The sequence below is a fragment of the Marinobacterium sedimentorum genome, from assembly GCF_024267675.1.
GTDB lineage: Bacteria > Pseudomonadota > Gammaproteobacteria > Pseudomonadales > Balneatricaceae > Marinobacterium_A > Marinobacterium_A sedimentorum.
Genome location: NZ_JALDYX010000031.1, coordinates 19,819 through 39,553, shown reverse-complemented (window position 1 = coordinate 39,553; position 19,735 = coordinate 19,819). Strand labels below are relative to the sequence as shown.

The window sequence follows — 19,735 nt, the reverse complement described above, 5'->3', positions numbered from 1 at the left end:
GCTAATGCACCCTGTTGCTCTGCAAAATGCCTCAGGCAATGAAGCGGACGCCGCTCAGGGTGGCTCCCTTTGCAAGTTCGCTGAAGCTGGATGAGGCGTTTTGCAGAGCAACCCTGACGGGCCGGGGCTGCTTTCGCACAATACGGCGTTGCTCGTCGCTTATTTGGAACAACCAAACCGCGCAACTCGCGCCTTGCCTTGTGCGGAAACAGTACCGGCAGGGCATATCTGCAAACGTCAACAGCCCCTAATCTGTATTCACCTCTGGGGCGGTGCTAGAATGACCGCCATCCTTTTATTGCCAGCGAAAACAGCCACCATGACCGATTCGCACAACCGCAACATTGATCCCGACGAGATCGCCAAATTCGAAGAACTGGCGAGCCGCTGGTGGGACCGCAACAGCGAGTTCAAGCCACTGCACGATATCAACCCGCTGCGCGTGGGCTACATCGACCGCATCGCTCCCCTGGCTGGCAAGCGCGTTCTGGACGTTGGGTGTGGCGGCGGCATATTGTCGGAATCCATGGCACAGCGCGGCGCCGAGGTTTCGGGTATCGACATGGGCGAAGCGCCCCTGAAGGTCGCCAAGCTGCACGGTCTGGAAAGCGGCATCATGATCAACTACCGCCAGGTCACCGTGGAACAACTGGCCAACGAAGCCCCCGAGAGCTTTGACATCATCACCTGCCTGGAAATGCTGGAACACGTCCCGGATCCGTCATCCATCGTCAGCGCCTGCGCCCGCCTGACCCGGCCTGGCGGCAAGCTATTTTTCTCAACCCTGAACAAGAATCCAAAAAGCTATCTGTTCGCCATCCTCGGCGCCGAGCATCTGCTCAAGCTGGTTCCCAAGGGCACACATGATTTCAACAAATTCATCCGCCCATCGGAGCTTGGCCGCTGGATACGCGAAGCCGGGTTGCGCCTGGATGACGTCACCGGCATGACCTACAACCCGCTGACCAAAACGTACAAACTGGATCCAAGGGATGTGGACGTGAACTACATCATGGCCGCGAGCAAGCCCGAATAAGATGCCCCAGCCCAACACCCAACTGCAGGCGGTACTCTTCGACCTGGATGGCACCCTGCTGGACACAGCACCGGACTTCATCTGGGTGATCAACCGCCTGCTGGCCCAAGAGCAGCATAAGGCGCAGGATTTTGATGCGCTGCGCCAGCAAGTTTCCAACGGCGCCACCGCCATGGTGTGCACGGCCTTCGATCTGCCCGAGCAACACCCCCGGGTCGCTGCGCTGCGCCAGCGCTTTCTGGATATATACCTTGAACACCTGGCCATCAAAACCGAGCCCTTCGCGGGCATCATGGCGCTGCTTGACTGGCTCGAGTACCGCGCCATTCCCTGGGGCATCGTTACCAACAAGCCGGAACTCTACACCCACAAGCTGCTGCAGCGGCTCGAGCTGCACCATCGGGCCGGTACCATTATCTGCCCCGAGCAGGTACAGCAACGCAAGCCCCACCCGGAATCCATCTGGCTGGCCTGCAGGGAACTGGGTTGCACGCCTGAGAACAGTGTCTATGTCGGCGATCACATCCGCGACATCGAAGCCGGGCGCCGGGCGGGACTCACGACCATAGCCGCACTTTACGGCTACATCGGTCCCGACGAGAACCCGCGCGACTGGCGCAGCGATCACAATGTCGATAGCGCCGATGCAATCAAACCCCTGCTACAATCCCTTTATTGCCTGAGTTGAACCCGGCCGCCGGCCCGCGAAGGAAGTTTCATGTTCGAATACAAAGCTCCGGAAAACCTGCTGCAAGACCGCATCATCCTTGTCACCGGCGCAGGCGCCGGCATCGGCCGTGCAGCCGCCATCGCCTATGCAGCCCTGGGGGCTACCGTTGTGCTGGCTGGGCGCACACTGGAAAAACTCGAGCAGGTGTATGACGAAATTGAAGCCGCCGGCCACCCGCAGCCTGCCATAGTGCCGTTAAACCTAGAGAGTGCGACCGAACACGAATATCAGGAGCTGGCCAACACCCTGGAACAGGAGTTTGGCCATCTGGACGGACTGCTGCACAACGCCAGCCTGCTGGGCCTGCGCACCCCCATAGAATCCTATGATCCGGTGGTGTGGAACCAGGTTATGCAGGTGAACGTCAATGCGAGCTTTATGCTGACCCAGGCCCTGATACCGCTACTTAACGCGAGCCAGGATGCTTCCATCGTCTTCACAACCTCCAGTGTTGGCCGTACCGGCAAGGCCTACTGGGGTGCCTACGGCGTATCGAAGTTCGCCACCGAAGGGCTGGCGCAGATTCTGGCGCAGGAGCTGGAAAACACCAGCAACACTCGCGTCAACTGCATCAACCCAGGCGCCACCCGCACCCAGATGCGCGCCAGCGCCTATCCGGCGGAAAACCCCGGGACCAACCCCACGCCCGAGCAGATCATGCCGCTGTATCTGTATCTGATGGGGCCCGACAGCAAGACGATCAACGGCCAGTCACTGGATGCCCAGTAAGCCGCGACTCTGATTGCACAGGATTTGAAGCGATTTTCAACGCCAAGGGAGGGTGGCCGCTCGGGGAACCCAGGCCGGAAATAAAGCAGAAACTGCAGATATCTAACCAACGGTGCGATCCGCAACGGATCGCACCGGGCACTCAGGTCACTTATTCACCCGAAGGCTTGCGGCGACCACCCACCTCACGGCGGCTGCGCTGACGCTTGTAACGGCGTTCCAGCACTTCCTTCTCCTTGGTATCAAGCTTCACCGGCCGCTTCTCTTTCAGACTCAACATCTTGCCGAGATTGGTAATTTCCTTGGGCGTCAGTTCCTTCCACGTACCCACAGGCACATCGCTGGGCAGGAATAGCGGCCCGTAACGCACGCGTTTCAGACGGCTAACCTGAATGCCTTGGGATTCCCACAGGCGACGTACTTCACGGTTGCGGCCTTCCATCACCACACAGTGGTACCACTTGTTGGCGCCCTCTCCATCAAAGAACTGCACGTCGGTAAAACGCGCCATGCCATCTTCCAGCAGCACACCCTCTTTCAGGCGGGTCAACATAGCCTCATCAACAGTACCCAGCACACGTACCGCGTACTCACGGTCGATCTGGGCGGATGGATGCATCATCGCATTGGCCAGCTCGCCGTCCGTGGTAAACAACAGCAGGCCGCTGGTGTTAATGTCCAGTCGACCAATGGCGATCCAGCGCCCCTGACTCAGCGGCGGCAGATGACTGAATACAGTCTTGCGGCCTTCAGGGTCGTGACGTGTCGATATCTCACCCAGAGGCTTGTTATAAATCAGCACCCGACGCTGGCTTTCGCGCTCGAACACCAGCTTGACCTCGCGGCCATTCATCAAAACCTGAGCCTTAGGCCCAATACGATCGCCGAGAGTTGCCGTTACACCATCAATGGTGAAACGACCCTCATCAATCCAACGCTCCATCTCACGACGTGAGCCCAATCCGGAGCGCGCCAGTACTTTTTGCAGTTTTTCATCTGACATTTGACGCTTCCTTTAAAACCAAAAAAGCTCCCCATGATTGCCGTGGAGAGCTTCGACAGATAATAGCACGTAACCTATTTGATAAGGGTATCTTCCTTGGTGACACCGTGCTTTTCAAAGTACTCATTAAACACCACCGGTGTACGACCACGCCCCGACCACTCGTGCACTGCACCAGCTGCGTCCTTTATGCGATATTTTGCCTCAACCTTGCGCTTGGGACCCTCAGAGGCCTTGATCGCCTTCAAGTCATCCAGCCCGATACCCGCATCATCCATGCGCTTGCGAATCTCGGCAATCTTTTTCATCCGCTGCTGTTCGGCAGCCTGGGCCTGGGCTTCTTCAGCATGGCGCTCCTCAAGTATTTCATTCAGATCTGTCAGCACCTTTTCGACATCGGAAACAGACATATCCTGACACTGCTTGCGCAGTGAATTTTTGCGGGTGAGCACTTTCACAAAATCAGACATGGGCCGGACGCTCGCAAATTAGAGAAAATGGATAAGGCAATTATCGTTCTAAAACTATTAAATTCAAGCAAAGCAGCCTTAATTAAAGCAGCATCTCATTTATCCGCCCTGAAACACCGCTGCGCCAAAAACCCGAAAGTAAATGCCGCAGCGCAGCAAAACCGCCTCAGGCAAGAGTATCGATTGGCCCCGCGCCCTGGCGAATGATCTCCGGCACACCTTCCACCAGATTAACAACGGTCGTGGCCTCCACGCCGCAATAACCGCCATCGATAACCAGATCGACACTGTTCTGCAGCAGATCACGGATATCATAAGGATCCGCCAGCGGCTCAGCGTCCCCCGGCAAAATCAGAGACGTGCTCATAATAGGCTCGCCAAGAGCCTCCATCAGCGCCAGCGCAATTGGATTATTGGGAATGCGGATACCAATAGTGCGGCGCTTCGGGTGCATCAGCCGACGCGGGACTTCGCTGGTGGCATTCAGGATAAAGGTGTAAGCCCCCGGCGTATGCGCCTTAATAAGGCGATAACATTGATTATCCATCTTGGCGTAGGTACTGATTTCACTCAGATCCTGACACACCAGAGTAAAATTATGCTTATCATCGAGCTTGCGAATACGCTGAATGCGCTCCATCGCCGACTTGTCCCCCAGATGACAGCCCAGAGCATAGGCACAATCCGTGGGATAGACGACAACCCCACCCTGCCTGATTATCTCGGCAGCCTGCTGAACCAGACGTTTTTGGGGATTTTCCTGATGTATCTGAAAAAATTGACTCACGATTAGCCTGCCTGTCCTGATTCCCTCTCAAGGCGCAGTGTAGCCCAGCGCAGAGTACTAAAGAAGAGAGGATAATACATGGCGGCACTCGGTATCCGGCGGCTGAAAGCGCCCAAGCTCCACCCAGGGCTTGCCTGGCTGATGAAAATCGCTGCCGGCTGATACCATAAGATCCATTTTGCGGGCAATCTTTTGCAATTCCCGTTGATGCTCCGGCTTTATGCCTGAATAACTCACCTCAACACCATCACCACCGGCGGCAATAAAATCCGTCAGCAGAGACCGCAGCCGGGTAAAGGTCAGGCGATATTTGGTTGGATGCGCCAATATACCCACACCACCGATACCGTGCAGCAGATCCAGTGCCACCGACATGGCCGGCCAGGCCATCTGCACATCTCCCACCTTGCCTGTGCCCAGATAGTTTTTAAACGCCTGCTGCTCGGTTTCACAAACACCCGCGGCCACCAGGGCCATGGCAAAATGCGGCCGCCCCACCTGACCGTCCCCCGCCAGCTCCAGCACCGCCGGCAGCAAATCCGGCAGCTTTCGACCAATCAGCTTCTTTGCGATACGCTGCGCCCGATCCCTCCGCAGCTCCGTCAGACCCTCAAGGTAACGCTGCAGCGATGGCGCCGCCGGATCAAAACCAAGACCCACCAGATGCACGACCCTAGAACCCCAGCACGCCGTAAGCTCCACCCCCGGCAATAGCCGCATATTGGCCGCCTTCGCCGCAGCCGAGGCCTGGTGCAGGGCAGCAACACTGTCGTGGTCAGTGATCGCCAGCACCTCAACCCCCTGATCCGCCGCCCTGGCCACGAGTTCGACAGGGCTCAGCATGCCGTCTGACGCCGTCGTGTGGCAATGCAGATCATATTTTGGTAATACCATTACAGGGTCCGGTTTATAAGTCATGAACGGGCCTTTATACTGGGGCTCCACACAGTAGACATCAAGCCCATGAAACTTTTACTCGATTTTTTGCCCATCATCATCTTCTTTGCCGTCTACAAGACCAGCGGTGACATCATCCTGGCCACGGCCGTGCTGATCCCGGCCACCATGCTGCAGATGCTCTATACCTGGATTCGCACACACCGCATCGAGAAGATGCAACTGGTCACCCTGGTACTGGTGGTGCTAATGGGCGGGGCCACCGTCATTTTTCAGGACAAGACATTTATTCAGTGGAAGCCCACCGTCGTTAACTGGCTCTTTGGGGCCGTATTTCTGGGCAGCCAGTTTATCGGCAAAAAAACGGTCGTGCAGCGACTCATGGATGCCAATATAGCTCTGCCAGCACAGGCGTGGCGCAACCTCAACATTGCCTGGGTTATATTCTTCATCAGCATGGGTATTGTTAACCTTGCAGTGGCTTACTCGCTGAGCGAAGAAGCCTGGGTAAACTTCAAACTGTTCGGTATGCTTGGGCTCACCTTTGTATTTATCCTGGCCCAGGGACTCTACATGTCCCGGCATATCCAGAGCGACGCCCCAAAATAACGCATACAAAAAAAGAGGAGTACCGGTAACATGTTTTACGCAATCATGGCCGAGGATAAACCCGATAGCCTGGAGCGACGACTGCAGGCGCGGCCCGAGCACCTTGCCCGCCTCGAACAGCTTAAGAATGAAGGACTTCTGCTCGTAGCCGGGCCACACCCGGCAATTGACAGCGAAGACCCGGGCCCGGCAGGTTTTACTGGTAGCCTGGTTATTGCACAATTCAGTTCACTGGAAGCAGCACAGGCCTGGGCCAACGAAGACCCCTATATAAAGGCAGGCGTATACGCACGCGTTACAGTAAAACCTTACAAAAAAGTTTTACCATAAATACACAATCTGTATGTTAGTATGTTGCCGATTAGCTATACCGTAACCGGCAGCTGTCTACAGCTGTGAAAAGTACCCCTGGCCACCACGGACGTTGACGGTTACATTCAACCATCATTCAGGAACCGTGGGAGAGAATTTGGGCTATTTTTATAGACTAACCACCCACAACAGGCACAAGGAAATCTTACTATGAAAAAGTTTGCCCTCTCCGCCGGTGTCGCTCTGGCTATGACTCTGTCTGCCGTCGCCCAGGCGCACCCCACCAACCAAGGCTACGTTGAAGACTCTTCCGCCACTATCTGGCGCAACAGCTTCGGCGAATGCTGGCACACTGGCTTCTGGACCGAAGCCGATGCCACAGTTGAAGGCTGCGACGGCTACCAGGCCATGGCTCAAGCCGAAGAACCCGCTCCGGCTCCGGCTCCGGCCCAGCCGATGATGGTCAGCGCTGACAAGAAATTCAGCCTGTTCTTCGACTTCGACAGCGCCAAGGTTGAAGAAGACATCAGCGCCATCGTCAACTACATCGGCTCTATGTCCAAGCTGGACAACGTAGATCTGGTAGGTAACGCTGACTTCATCGGCAACGCCGATTACAACCAGCGTCTGGGCCAGCGTCGCGCAGAAGCCGTTGCTTCCGAGCTGCGTGCTGCCGGCGTTGATGGTAGCAAGATCAGCGTCAGCTCCCTGGGTGAATCCGCACCTGTCGCCAGCTGCTCCGGCCGCGGCGCTGCCCTGATTGCCTGCCTGCGTGCAGACCGTCGTGTAGATGTGCAGATCTCCGGCGACAAGAAAGACAACATGTAATCTTTCTTAAGCTGTAAAAAAGCCGGCATCTGCCGGCTTTTTTTGTGCCTGTTATTCCAGCTCGCAGCTGCAGACCCCATGCGCCCGCAGGATGACCGCCAGGGATGGCGGGAATACTGAAATAGCAGGAGCACATTGCAGAAGACCGCCAGGGATGGCGGGAATACTGAAATAGCAGGAGCACATTGCAGAAGACCGCCAGGGATGGCGGGAATACTGAAATTGCAGGAGCACATTTCAGCAGACCGCCAGGGATGGCGGGACTATTGTTATTGCAGGAGCAAATAACAATAAAGTACGTCCCTGTACAAACCCTGCTCTTGCGCATCCATGCGCCCGCAGGATAAGTACGTCCCTGTACAAAAAACGGCAGCCCGAGGGCTGCCGTTTTCATTTTGAGCAAGTGCGCCTATCAACCAACCCAGACGCGGGCATTGCGGAACATGCGCATCCAGGCGCCGTCTTCTTCCCAGGCATCCGGCGCCCAGGAGTTTTGCACCGCCCTGAACACACGTTCCGGATGCGGCATCATGATGGTGACACGACCATCCGCCGTGGTCACACCACCGATACCGGCCGGGGAGCCGTTCGGGTTGGCCGGATACTGTTCGGTCACGCGGCCATAGTTATCCACATAGCGCAGCGCGATGTCTCCGGCACCCTGCAAACCGATCAGGTGCGCCTCGTCACGGAATTCCGCACGGCCTTCGCCGTGGGCAATGGCGATCGGCATGCGCGAGCCCTGCATCCCCTGCAGCAGGATGGATGCACTCTGCTGCACCTCCACCATGGCGACACGGGCTTCGAACTGCTCGGACATGTTGCGCACGAAGTGCGGCCAGAGTCCGGCGCCCGGAATCAGCTCATGCAGGTTGGACAGCATCTGACAGCCGTTACAGATACCCAGCGCAAAGGTATCGGTGCGATTGAAGTAGGCTTCGAACTGCTCGCGTGCGACAGCGTTGAACAGTATCGACTTGGCCCAGCCTTCACCGGCGCCCAGTACGTCACCGTAGGAGAAGCCGCCGCAGGCTACCAGGCCCTTGAACTCCTCCAGCGAACGACGCCCGGAAATGATGTCACTCATGTGTACATCCACCGCCGCAAACCCGGCCCGATCAAAGGCAGCTGCCATTTCCACCTGACCGTTGACACCCTGCTCACGCAGGACCGCAATGCGCGGACGCACACCGGTATTGATGAAAGGCGCAGCCACATCTTCATTCTGATCAAAGCTCAGCTCGGCATGCAGACCCGGATCCGCCGCATCCAGCAGAGAATCGAATTCCTGCTGGGCACATTCAGAGTTGTCCCGCAGCGCCTGAATGCGGTAGGAGGTTTCAGACCAGACACGCTGCAGCTCGATACGCGCAGCGCTGTACACTTCTTCGTCATCGAAGTGGATGCACAGCTGATCGTCATCGTTCAGCGAACCTATGACCTTGGCAATATCGCCCAGGCCCGCAGCATTAAGCTCCGTCAGCACGGTTTCGGTATCGGCCCTGGAGACCTGAACCACGGCACCGAGCTCTTCAGCAAAAAGCGCCGCCGCGATCTCGGTTGCATCTGCCGCCAGCAGATCAAGATGCAGATCCACACCCGTGTGACCCGCAAAAGCCATTTCGACCACGGTGGCAAGCAGACCACCATCAGAACGGTCATGGTACGCCAGCAGCAAACCCTGTTCGTTCAGCTCCTGAATGGCCGCAAAGAACGCCGCCAGCTGATCGGCATCATCCACATCCGGTACCGACTGACCGACCTGGTTATACACCTGCGCCAGTGCAGACAGCCCAAGGCGGTTCTGGCCGTTGCCCAGATCCAGCAGGATCAGGTCAGTTTCGCCCTTGTCGGTACGTAACTGCGGCGTCAGGGTTTTGCGCGCATCCAGCACAGGTGCAAAACCGGAGATAATCAGCGACAGCGGCGCCGTGACGCTCTTCTGCTCGCCATTGTCATCCCATACCGTACGCATGGACATGGAGTCCTTGCCCACCGGTACGGTAATGCCCAGCTGCGGGCAGAGCTCCATACCTACGGCACGCACGGTGTCGTACAGCTTTTCGTCTTCACCCGGATGACCGGCTGCACACATCCAGTTGGCCGACAGGCGCACTTCGCCGATGGCACCAATGCGGGCCGCCGCCAGGTTGGTCAGGGTTTCGCCGATCGCCATGCGACCGGACGCAGGGCCATCCACCAGCGCCAGCGGCGTGCGCTCGCCCAGCGCCATGGCTTCACCGGCATAGGTATCGTAAGCCGAAGTGGTCACGGCACAGTCCGCCACCGGCACCTGCCAGGGGCCGACCATCTGGTCACGGGCAACCTGGCCGGTAATCGAGCGGTCGCCAATAGTGATCAGGAAGGATTTCGAGCCCACCGCCGGCAGGCGCAGCACGCGCTCAACCGCGTCACCCAGCACGATATCGCCGGTTGAGAACTCCGCCACTTCGTAGCTGCTGCGCTGCACACTGCGGTGCATCTTCGGCGGCTTGCCGAACAGCACGCTCATCGGCAGATCCACCGGCTTGTTGTCAAAATGCGTATCGCCGAGCGTCAGATGATGTTCTTCGGTTGCCTCACCGACAATCGCATAGGGGCAGCGCTCACGGGCGCAGATGGCCTCGAAGCGCGCCATGTCTTGCGGCTGCACCGCCAGCACATAACGCTCCTGCGCCTCGTTGCACCAGATGGCCAGCGGCGTCATGCCAGGCTCATCACTGTTGATATTGCGCAGCCCGAAGTCACCACCGCGACCGCCGTCCTTTACCAGCTCGGGGAAGGCATTGGACAAGCCGCCGGCACCAACGTCATGAATAAAGGCGATGGGGTTGCTTTCACCCAGCTGCCAGCACTGGTCGATGACTTCCTGGCAGCGACGCTCCAGCTCGGGGTTGCCGCGCTGTACCGATGCAAAATCCAGATCTTCGGAGGAGGTGCCAGAGGACATGGACGATGCAGCCCCGCCGCCCAGACCGATCTGCATGGCCGGCCCGCCGAGGCACACCAGCCTGGCGCCGGTCTGGATCTCGCCTTTTTCGACATGGTCCGCACGGATATTACCCAGACCTCCCGCCAGCATGATGGGCTTGTGGTAACCACGCACCTCCTCACCCGCGGCGCCGTTGACGCGCTGCTCAAAGGTACGGAAGTAGCCGGTCAGCGCCGGGCGACCGAACTCGTTGTTGAAGGCCGCGCCACCTATGGGGCCTTCGAGCATGATATCCAGCGCCGAGACAATGCGGTCCGGCTTGCCGTACCGGGATTCCCAGGGCTGCACAAAACCCGGAATATTCAGATCGGAGACACTGAAACCGGTCAAACCCGCCTTCGGTTTGCCGCCACGACCGGTCGCACCTTCGTCGCGAATCTCGCCACCGGAGCCCGTTGCCGCACCCGGATGGGGCGCAATGGCGGTCGGGTGGTTGTGCGTCTCGACCTTGATCAGGATATGGATATCTTCCTGATTGGCGCCATACTCTCGGCTTTCAGCATCCGGATAGAAGCGTCCGGCGCGGCTACCAACGATAACGGCAGCGTTATCCTTGTATGCCGACAGCACGCCTTCACCACCCAGTTCGTGGGTGTTGCGGATCATCGCAAACAAGGAGCGATCCTGCTCTTCACCGTCTATATCCCAGGAGGCATTGAAGATCTTGTGACGGCAATGCTCGGAGTTGGCCTGGGCAAACATCATCAGCTCAACATCGGTCGGATTGCGATCCAGCCCCTTGAAGCTGTCGACCAGGTAATCGATCTCGTCGTCGGCGAGCGCCAGACCCAGAGCCGTATTGGCCTGAACCAGGGCATCACGCCCACCGCCCAGCACATCAACGCGACTCAGCGGCTGCGGCACGTCTTCCACAAATAGCTGTGCGGCCTCGTCCAGCGAGCCCAGTACGGCTTCGACCATGCGGTCATACAGCTCTGCACGAATCAGCGCACGATCGGCTTGATCCAGGGCCTTGGATGACTGAATATAGTACGCCACACCACGCTCGAGGCGCTTAACGTCGGCCAGGCCGCAGTTGCGGGCAATATCGGTTGCCTTGGAGGACCAGGGTGAAATGGTGCCGGGACGGGGAACCACCAGCACCAGTTCGCCCTGCGGCTCACCGGCTTCGGCTTTGGGGCCGTAACGCAGGATACGATCCAGTACATTACGCTGGCTCTGCGCCAGGTCCTGCTTGAGGTCGGCAAAGTGAATGAACTCGCCGTAGAGCGCCGTAACCACTGCAACTTTGGATTGCAGGGCTGACAGCAGCTTTTCGTGACGGAATGCAGAAAGAGCGGGCGCTCCACGCAGTACGAGCATGTCGTTTTCGAGCCTCTTGAATGTATGCCTGAACGGACAGGGATTACAGAAAAAACAGGCCCTGAATTTTACCGAAACAGCCCTACGGATACCAGAAAAGCCCGAACTATGTTGCTAAACCTTCATCGTCGCAAAGATGCCCTAATCCTGCTCAGCCTGCTTGTATTGCTGAGTTTTCCGGCACTTGTGAGCTATAACAGCCAGACCCGACTGGAAGTTATTCAGGAACGCGGCCTGTTGCGCCTGGCGACCCGCAACACCCCCAGCGACTATTTTCTCGACAAGGGCGAACCGTCCGGCTTCGAATACGAGCTCGCCCAGGCCTTCGCCAAAGAGATTGGCGTGCGACTGGAACTGCAGATCCCGGACACCTTTTCCGACCTGCTGCGCCAGGTTCGTGAACGCAGCGCCCACCTCGCCGCCGCCGGCCTGACCATCACCCCCGAACGCCTGCAGGACTTCAGCTTCGCACCAGCCTACATGGAAAGCGCCGCCAACCTGATCTATCGCGTCACCCAGGGCAAACCCGCCCCCACCTCAATCAAGGACCTGATTGGCAAGAAAATCCGCGTGGTCGCCAATTCCAGTCACAGCGAGCTGCTGCGCCAATACCAGCAGGACTTTGCGGAACTGAGCTGGGAAGAAACCGACGCGCTCAGCGTCAACGACCTGCTGGAACAGGTGCACAACGAGGAGATCGACTACACCATTGCCGACAGCATCCGCTTCGATGGCCAGTACTCCTTCTTCCCCGGCCTCGAAAAAGCTTTCGCACTGGAGCAGCCCCAGCCCGTCGCCTGGATGCTGCCCAAACTGCAGGACGGCTCCATGCTCGAGGCGCTGAACCGCTTCTTTGCCAAGGAGGAAACCCGCACCCTCATTCGCCAGCTGCAGGAAAAATACTTCGAGCGCAGCAATGCCCTCAATTATTTCGATACCGTGACCTTCAAGAAAGACCTGCGCGAGCGCCTGCCGGAGTATGAGCAGTACTTTTACATCGCCGAACAGGAAACCGATATCGACTGGACCCTGCTCGCCTCGGTGGCCTATCAGGAGTCACACTGGAATCCGGCGGCGGTCTCACCCACCGGCGTAAAAGGCATCATGATGCTGACCAATGCCGCGGCATCGGAAGTGGGTGTTGCAGACCGCACCGACCCGATCCAGAGCATCATCGGCGGCGCCCACTATCTTATCAGCGTGAAGAACCAGATCCCGGAACGCATCCCGGAACCCGACCACACCTGGATGGCCCTGGCCGGCTATAACGTCGGCTTCGGCCACCTGGAAGACGCCCGCATCCTGACCCAGCGCGCCGGCAAGAACCCCGACAAATGGGAGGATGTCGCCAAGCACCTGCCCCTGCTGACCAAGGAACAGTACTACAGCACCGTACGCCTGGGGTACGCCCGCGGCTACGAGCCGGTGCTTTACGTCAACAACATCCAGAAGTACATCGACCTGCTACGCTGGGAAAAACAGCTGGACCGCATACGCCAGAATCGTGACACCGCCCCCTCGGAACCCAGCCCGAGCGAGAGCCTGCTGGAAACCCTGCCGCCGACCCTCTGATACCCAACAAGGGAAAAACAGCTCGACGCTACCGGCCCCCTGATGTCGAGCGCTTAGTCCTGCGTCGCATCAGGCGCCGAATTGTGAGCCAGTTTCAGCGCCCGCTTGTGCTCCCGGCGGCGTCGAAAAAAGTCGCTGATGCAGGCGCTGCACTCTTCCGCCCTTATACCGCCCTCCACCGCAACGCCGTGATTCAGCCAGGCCTGCTGCAGCAACTGGCCGTTGCTGACCACAGCGCCGGACTTGGGCTCAGTGGCGCCAAAGACCAGCCGACGGATACGCCCGTGCACTATGGCGCCGGCACACATGGTGCACGGTTCTATAGTGACATACAGATCCGCCCCCACCAGGCGGTAATTGCCGATCGCCGCCGCCGCCTCGCGCAGCGCCATGATCTCGGCATGGGCAGTGGGATCATGACCGCTGATGGGCCTGTTCCAGCCGCGCCCGATAATCTCGCCATCCAGCACCACCACGGCACCGACCGGCACCTCATCCAGCGCATCGGCCTGCATGGCCATCAGCAGCGCCTCATCCATCCAGCGCTCGTCAAGCTGTTGCTGCTTGTCAACCATGCCCTCTCCTGTCGCCGCTCCTGCGCATCACTGCGCTCGCGGCATACCGTACATAAAAAAGCCCGCAGTAGCGGGCTTTTGAATCACTTAGTTTGCAGTCTGTCGGGCTTGGCCGATCGTAGCGAGGGAAAGACCGATTTGAGTTAGTTTTTGAGCTCTTTTGAGGCAAATAGTGGTTCTATTTAACAATAAAGAGAACGAAAAATAACCACACTCGGCTTTTCCGCAGTAGATCAGTGTTAAGTCCAATAGTCTGCTAGCGATCATTCCCACTCGATGGTGGCCGGCGGCTTGCTCGACACATCATAGGTCACGCGGGAAACCTGCGGGATCTCGTTGATCACGCGGCTCGATACGGTTTCCAGCAGCTCGTAGGGCAGGTGCGCCCAGCGTGCGGTCATGAAATCGATGGTTTCCACGGCGCGCAGCGCGATGACGTATTCGTAACGGCGACCGTCACCCACCACACCCACGGACTTCACCGGCAGGAAAACCGCAAAGGCCTGGCTGGTCTTGTGGTACCAGCCGGAGTTGTGCAGCTCTTCGATAAAGATGGCATCCGCCTCACGCAGGATGTCGGCGTATTCCTTTTTGACTTCACCCAGGATACGCACACCCAGACCCGGACCCGGGAAGGGGTGACGGTAGACCATGTCGTAGGGCAGACCCAGCTCCAGACCGATCTTGCGCACTTCGTCCTTGAAGAGTTCGCGCAGCGGCTCCACCAGTTCAAACTGCATGTCGTCCGGCAGGCCGCCCACGTTGTGGTGCGACTTGATCACGTGCGCCTTGCCAGTCTTGGAGGCCGCGGACTCGATCACGTCCGGATAAATAGTGCCCTGCGCCAGGAAGTTAACGTCCTTCAGCGTGGTGGCTTCTTCATCGAATACTTCGATAAAGGTGTTGCCGATCAGCTTGCGCTTTTTCTCCGGGTCATTTTCACCCAGCAGACGGGACAGGAACTTTTCTTCGGCATTGGCGCGAACCACGCGCACACCCATGTTCTGGGCAAACATGTCCATGACATGATCGCCTTCGTTCTTGCGCAGCAGGCCGTTATCGACAAACACGCAGGTCAGCTGATCGCCAATGGCCTGGTGCAGCAGTGCCGCCACGACAGACGAATCCACGCCACCGGACAATCCCAGCAGAACCTTCTGACCGCCGACCTGGGCACGCACCTTGGCGATCAGATCGCTGACGATGTTCGCCGCCGTCCAGAGACCATCGGTGCTACAGATTTCACGCACGAAGCGCTCGAGGATACGGCCACCCTGCTTGGTGTGTGTCACCTCGGGGTGGAACTGCACGCCATAGAGCTTGCGCTTCGGATCGCACATGGCCGCAACCGGCGCAGAATCGGTGGATGCGATAATCGCAAAACCTTCCGGCAGCTCGGTGACCTTGTCACCGTGGCTCATCCAGACATCCAGAATCAGCGAGCCGTTGTTGGCCAGATGATCCTCGATACCTTCGAGCAGACGACTCGGGCTGGCGGCAAGGCGTACCTTGGCATAGCCGAATTCGCGCTTGTCGGAGTTTTCAACCTTGCCGCCCAGCTGCTCGGCCATGGTCTGCATGCCGTAGCAGATGCCCAGCACCGGAATACCCAGGTCAAACACGGCCTGGGGCGCACGGGGCGAATCATACTCGGTGACCGATTCCGGACCGCCGGCGAGAATAATGCCCACGGGGGCAAACTCGCGGATGGCCGCTTCGTCCATATCCCAGGGATGAATTTCGCTGTACACACCGATTTCGCGAACCCTGCGCGCAATCAGCTGGGTGTACTGGGAACCAAAATCCAGAATCAGGATGCGTTGTGCATGAATATCTTGTGTCATTCGACAGTGTCTCCACCGGTTGCCGGGCAACTAATGCGCTAGCAAAAAAAAAATGGAGCGGTCAGTTGCCACCCCATTTATCGGAGATGTTACAAGGCTTAGCCGACGCGGTAGTTCGGTGCTTCCTTGGTGATGCTTACATCATGTACATGGCTTTCATTCATGCCCGCACTGGTGATGCGCACAAACTGCGGCACCGTACGCATGACATCAATGTTGGCGCTGCCGGTATAGCCCATGGACGAGCGCAGGCCACCCATCAGTTGATGAATCACGCCGGCAACAGGACCCTTGCAGGGCACGCGGCCTTCAATACCTTCGGGCACCAGCTTCTCGACGCCTTCAGAGGCATCCTGGAAGTAGCGGTCCGACGAGCCTGAGCTCTGCGCCATGGCGCCGAGTGAACCCATGCCACGGTAAGACTTGAACGCCCGCCCCTGGAACAGTTCCACTTCGCCCGGTGCTTCATCGGTACCGGCCAGCATGGAGCCGACCATGATGCAGGAGGCGCCAGCGGCGACAGCCTTGGCCAGATCGCCCGAGAAGCGGATGCCGCCATCGGCAATGACCGGTACGCCCCGCTCCTTCATGACCGCCGCCACGTTGGCCACCGCAGTAATCTGCGGCACACCGATACCGGAGACGATACGGGTGGTGCAGATGGAGCCAGGACCAATACCCACCTTGACGCCATCAGCACCGGCATCGGCCAGAGCGATAGCCGCTTCAGCGGTGGCGATATTGCCGCCGACCACCTGAACCTGCGGGTAGGTCTGCTTGACCCAGGCAACGCGATCGATCACGCCCTTGGAGTGACCATGGGCGGTATCCACAATGATTACATCGACGCCCGCTTCTACCAGTGCGGCCACGCGATCAGGCGTATCGGCACCGGTACCCACCGCAGCCCCCACAATCAGCCGACCCTGGGAATCCTTGGCGGCATTGGGATAGGCCTTGGCCTTGTACATGTCCTTGACGGTCATCATGCCACGCAGCTTGAAGGCATCATCAACCACCAGGATGCGCTCAATGCGGTGCTTGCGCAGCAGGTTGCGTACCTTGTCCGGATCCGCGCCTTCCTTAACTGTCACCAGACGCTCTTTGGGCGTCATGATGGTGGAGACTTTCTCATCCAGATACTGCTCGAAACGCACATCGCGACTGGTCACGATACCCACCAGCTCGCCATCATCCACCACCGGGAAGCCGGAGTAGGTCAGACGCTCGGACAGCGCACGCAGCTCGCCCACCGTCATGTCGGAGCTGCAGGTGACCGGGTTATTGACGATGCCGGCCTCGAACTTCTTGACCCGACGCACTTCGTCGGCCTGCTGCTCGATGGTCAGGTTCTTGTGGATGATGCCGATGCCGCCTTCCTGCGCCATGGTGATCGCCAGGCGCGCCTCGGTCACGGTATCCATCGCCGCGGACGCCAGCGGGATATTCAGCTCGATACCCTTGCTCAGACGGGTCTTGAGGGACACATCCTTGGGCAGCACCTCGGAATAACCAGGCATCAGGAGAACGTCATCAAAAGTGAGCGCTTCTTCAACGATTCGTAACATTATCAGCAGCCCATTAAGTAGCATGAAAGGAGCGTAAAAAATGAAACGCGCAAGTATACAGAGATCACCGGCAAAAGTACAAAAACGATTAACCTCTGACCAGCCTGAATTAGAGCCCGGCGGCTATCTCCGGCCGCCACTGTGCACAGGCTAACATAGACACAACCGACAACCGCTTATCCTGGTGCGAATGCGCCCTATTGCGACTTGTTCGGCGCCTCCTTAAGATGCAGCCATGACCCTAAAAGCCCAGACCCACGCCCTCTCCGTTTCCGACCTTAACCGGCAGGCACGCTCGCTGCTGGAAAGCTCGTTCATGATGATTCAGGTACAGGGGGAAATCTCGAATTTTGTCCGGCCCAGCTCAGGCCACTGGTACTTCACCCTCAAGGATGACCGCGCCCAGGTACGCTGCGCCCTGTTCCGCAACCGCAGCCAGTTCCTGAAATACCGCCCCAGGGACGGCGATCAGGTCATGGTGCGCGCCAAGGTCTCGCTCTACGAAGGCCGCGGCGAATTCCAGCTGATCTGCGACTACATGGAAGAAAGCGGCGTCGGCCAGCTGCAGCAGGCCTTTGAAGCCCTGAAGCAGAGACTGGCCGCCGAAGGCCTGTTTGACCAGGCCAGCAAGCAGCCTTTGCCGGCGCACCCGCGCCACCTGGGCGTGATCACCTCCCCCACGGGGGCCGCTATCCACGATATTCTCAGTGTGCTGAAACGCCGTTTCCCGAGCCTGCCCGTGACCCTCTACCCCAGTGCCGTACAGGGTGCAGAAGCCGCCCCCGCCATAGTGCGGGCGCTGCAGCAGGCCCAGCGCCACGACCAGTGCGACGTGATTATTCTTGGCCGCGGCGGCGGCTCCCTGGAGGATCTCTGGCCCTTCAACGAAGAAAGCGTGGCCCGCGCCATTCATGCCTGTTCAATTCCCGTCGTCAGCGCCGTGGGCCATGAAACCGATATCTCGATCAGCGACTTTGTTGCCGATCTGCGCGCGCCCACGCCCTCGGCGGCGGCTGAACTGCTGACGCCCGATCAGCGCGAACTGCAGCTTCGCCTCGACCAGGCACGCAGGCGTCTGCAGGCACGGCTCGGACAACAGCTGCAGCAGCACCAGGAACGCCTGATTGCACTGCAGCGCCGGCTGCGCCATCCGGGTGAGCGCCTGCGCGAACGCGCCCAGCGTCTGGATGAACTGGAACTGCGCCTGCGCAAGGCCGCCCTGCGGCTGCTCAGCGACAAACGCAATCGGCTGGAACGCCAGCAGGCCCGACTGGTACAGATAAGGCCCGAGCGCCAGCTTGCCCAGCTGCGTCAGCATCTGGCCGCGCTGCGCCAGCAGCTTGAACGCCAGATGGCTTACCAGCTGCACGACAAACGCCTGCGCAGCGCCGCCCTGGCCGGTCAGCTCAATGCCGTAAGCCCGCTGGCCACGCTGGAACGCGGCTACGCCATAGTGCAGGACAGCCGTGGCCAGGTGATCGACGATGCCAGCCTGCTTGAAATTGATGATCTGATCGAAACCCGCCTGGCCAGGGGGCGCGTGCACAGCCGGGTCACCGCCACCCTGATGTCCGACGAGAACGCCTGATGCCGGCACTGCTCCCCATATTACTGTCTGTTTTGCTGCTGTTTGGCTCCCTGCAGCCAGGTTACGCCGCCAGCGCCGACAGCCGTCTCCCGAGGGAAGCTCGCGTACCGGGGGGCCTGGCCCTGGTGCCGTTCCAGGCAGCCGCCGCGCCCAGGGTCAGCTATCAGGACGCGCGGGTACTGGTGCTGCCACAGCCCAAGGCCGGCCCCGACCAGTGGCTCGCCGTCGTCGGCATACCCCTGGACGCCGATGCCAGGCTCGCGCAACAGCTGAATATCGATGGCAAGGCCCTGTCTTTCGATATCGAGGACAAGACCTACAAGGCACAGTACCTGACCGTCAAAAACAAGCGTCACGTAGACCCGGACCCGGAGGACCTGAAACGCTGGGCACGGGAAAAGGCCGAGATGGATGCGGCCTTCAGTTACTGGTCCGAACCCGCAGCTCCGGTGCTGCAATTCGCATTGCCGGCAGACGGGCGCTTTAGCAGCCCCTTTGGCCTCAAGCGCTACTTTAACCAGCAGCCGCGCAACCCCCACAGCGGTCTCGATATCGCCGCCCCCGAAGGCACACCTGTACGGGCACCGGCCCCAGGCGTGGTGCGCGCCACTGGCAACTACTTTTTTAACGGCAATACCGTCATTGTCGATCACGGCTTTGGCCTGACCAGCCTTTACTGCCACCTCAGCCGCATTGATGTCACGCCAGGCCAGAGCATGAGCGCCGGCGAACAGCTGGGGCTGGTCGGCAAGACCGGACGCGTCACAGGTGCACACCTGCACTGGAGCCTCAGCCTCAACAACGTGCGGGTTGACCCGCTGCTGTTTGTCGACGAGCACCTGGTTATCGACAAGAAATAAAGCGGCGCTTGT

General features: G+C 59.0%; 17 protein-coding genes. 9 read left to right on the top strand and 8 right to left on the bottom strand.

What is annotated here, in order from left to right:
- The first annotated feature begins 319 nt into the window (after window positions 1–319).
- From ubiG to MRS74_RS19440, 3 genes are read left to right on the top strand one after another with little or no spacing between them, the layout of a single operon-like run.
- Complete coding sequence (gene ubiG / locus MRS74_RS19450; protein WP_254581941.1) at window positions 320–1,036, top strand: bifunctional 2-polyprenyl-6-hydroxyphenol methylase/3-demethylubiquinol 3-O-methyltransferase UbiG; 717 nt, start codon at window positions 320–322, stop codon at window positions 1,034–1,036.
- Between the two features lies 1 nt (window position 1,037).
- Window positions 1,038–1,724 carry an HAD family hydrolase gene (locus tag MRS74_RS19445; protein ID WP_254581940.1) on the top strand — a complete coding sequence of 229 codons (687 nt, stop codon included), beginning with the start codon at window positions 1,038–1,040 and terminating at the stop codon, window positions 1,722–1,724.
- Window positions 1,725–1,754: 30 nt separating this feature from the next.
- Window positions 1,755–2,495 (top strand): YciK family oxidoreductase, encoded by a 741-nt coding sequence (locus MRS74_RS19440; protein ID WP_254581939.1) that lies wholly within the window; start codon window positions 1,755–1,757, stop codon window positions 2,493–2,495.
- A 151-nt stretch (window positions 2,496–2,646) separates the two neighbouring features.
- On the opposite strand, the gene rluB is transcribed toward MRS74_RS19440, so the two are convergent.
- The 4 genes from rluB to MRS74_RS19420 form a co-directional block, all read right to left on the bottom strand.
- Window positions 2,647–3,498 (bottom strand): 23S rRNA pseudouridine(2605) synthase RluB, encoded by an 852-nt coding sequence (gene rluB, locus MRS74_RS19435; protein WP_254581938.1) that lies wholly within the window; start codon window positions 3,496–3,498, stop codon window positions 2,647–2,649.
- A gap of 74 nt (window positions 3,499–3,572) precedes the next feature.
- Window positions 3,573–3,968 carry an H-NS histone family protein gene (locus MRS74_RS19430; RefSeq protein ID WP_438362348.1) on the bottom strand — a complete coding sequence of 132 codons (396 nt, stop codon included), beginning with the start codon at window positions 3,966–3,968 and terminating at the stop codon, window positions 3,573–3,575.
- A gap of 166 nt (window positions 3,969–4,134) precedes the next feature.
- Entirely contained in the window at window positions 4,135–4,755 is a 621-nt protein-coding gene (locus MRS74_RS19425) for an L-threonylcarbamoyladenylate synthase (protein WP_254581936.1), read from the bottom strand.
- Between the two features lie 57 nt (window positions 4,756–4,812).
- Window positions 4,813–5,649: a PHP domain-containing protein gene (locus MRS74_RS19420; RefSeq protein ID WP_254581935.1), complete on the bottom strand. Its 837-nt coding sequence runs from the start codon at window positions 5,647–5,649 to the stop codon at window positions 4,813–4,815.
- A 69-nt stretch (window positions 5,650–5,718) separates the two neighbouring features.
- Between MRS74_RS19420 and MRS74_RS19415 the strand changes: the two genes are divergently transcribed.
- From MRS74_RS19415 to MRS74_RS19405, 3 genes are all read left to right on the top strand, one after another.
- Window positions 5,719–6,261 carry a septation protein A gene (locus tag MRS74_RS19415; RefSeq protein ID WP_254581934.1) on the top strand — a complete coding sequence of 181 codons (543 nt, stop codon included), beginning with the start codon at window positions 5,719–5,721 and terminating at the stop codon, window positions 6,259–6,261.
- A gap of 30 nt (window positions 6,262–6,291) precedes the next feature.
- Window positions 6,292–6,591, top strand: coding sequence for a YciI family protein (locus MRS74_RS19410; protein ID WP_067298822.1), 300 nt, complete (start codon window positions 6,292–6,294; stop codon window positions 6,589–6,591).
- 192 nt (window positions 6,592–6,783) lie between these two features.
- A complete protein-coding gene (locus MRS74_RS19405) occupies window positions 6,784–7,401 on the top strand; it encodes an OmpA family protein (protein ID WP_254581933.1) in 618 nt (205 codons plus the stop codon).
- A gap of 412 nt (window positions 7,402–7,813) precedes the next feature.
- On the opposite strand, the gene purL is transcribed toward MRS74_RS19405, so the two are convergent.
- A complete protein-coding gene (gene purL / locus MRS74_RS19400) occupies window positions 7,814–11,716 on the bottom strand; it encodes a phosphoribosylformylglycinamidine synthase (RefSeq protein ID WP_254581932.1) in 3,903 nt (1,300 codons plus the stop codon).
- 108 nt (window positions 11,717–11,824) lie between these two features.
- Between purL and mltF the strand changes: the two genes are divergently transcribed.
- A complete protein-coding gene (mltF, locus tag MRS74_RS19395) occupies window positions 11,825–13,288 on the top strand; it encodes a membrane-bound lytic murein transglycosylase MltF (RefSeq protein ID WP_254581931.1) in 1,464 nt (487 codons plus the stop codon).
- A 53-nt stretch (window positions 13,289–13,341) separates the two neighbouring features.
- Here the strand turns inward: mltF and tadA are convergent, their stop codons facing one another.
- The 3 genes from tadA to guaB form a co-directional block, all read right to left on the bottom strand.
- Window positions 13,342–13,863, bottom strand: coding sequence for a tRNA adenosine(34) deaminase TadA (gene tadA / locus MRS74_RS19390; protein WP_254581930.1), 522 nt, complete (start codon window positions 13,861–13,863; stop codon window positions 13,342–13,344).
- 263 nt (window positions 13,864–14,126) lie between these two features.
- Window positions 14,127–15,707, bottom strand: coding sequence for a glutamine-hydrolyzing GMP synthase (guaA, locus tag MRS74_RS19385; RefSeq protein WP_254581929.1), 1,581 nt, complete (start codon window positions 15,705–15,707; stop codon window positions 14,127–14,129).
- Between the two features lie 98 nt (window positions 15,708–15,805).
- A complete protein-coding gene (guaB, locus tag MRS74_RS19380) occupies window positions 15,806–17,275 on the bottom strand; it encodes an IMP dehydrogenase (protein ID WP_254581928.1) in 1,470 nt (489 codons plus the stop codon).
- A 235-nt stretch (window positions 17,276–17,510) separates the two neighbouring features.
- On the opposite strand from guaB, the gene xseA reads away from it, so the two are divergent.
- Both xseA and MRS74_RS19370 read left to right on the top strand, forming a co-directional pair.
- Window positions 17,511–18,863, top strand: a complete 1,353-nt coding sequence (gene xseA, locus MRS74_RS19375; protein WP_254581927.1) for an exodeoxyribonuclease VII large subunit — start codon at window positions 17,511–17,513, stop codon at window positions 18,861–18,863.
- On the top strand, window positions 18,863–19,723 hold the full coding sequence (locus tag MRS74_RS19370; protein WP_254581926.1) for a M23 family metallopeptidase: 861 nt from the start codon (window positions 18,863–18,865) through the stop codon (window positions 19,721–19,723). Before xseA ends, MRS74_RS19370 begins: the two co-directional genes overlap by 1 nt.
- Window positions 19,724–19,735: the final 12 nt, after the last annotated feature.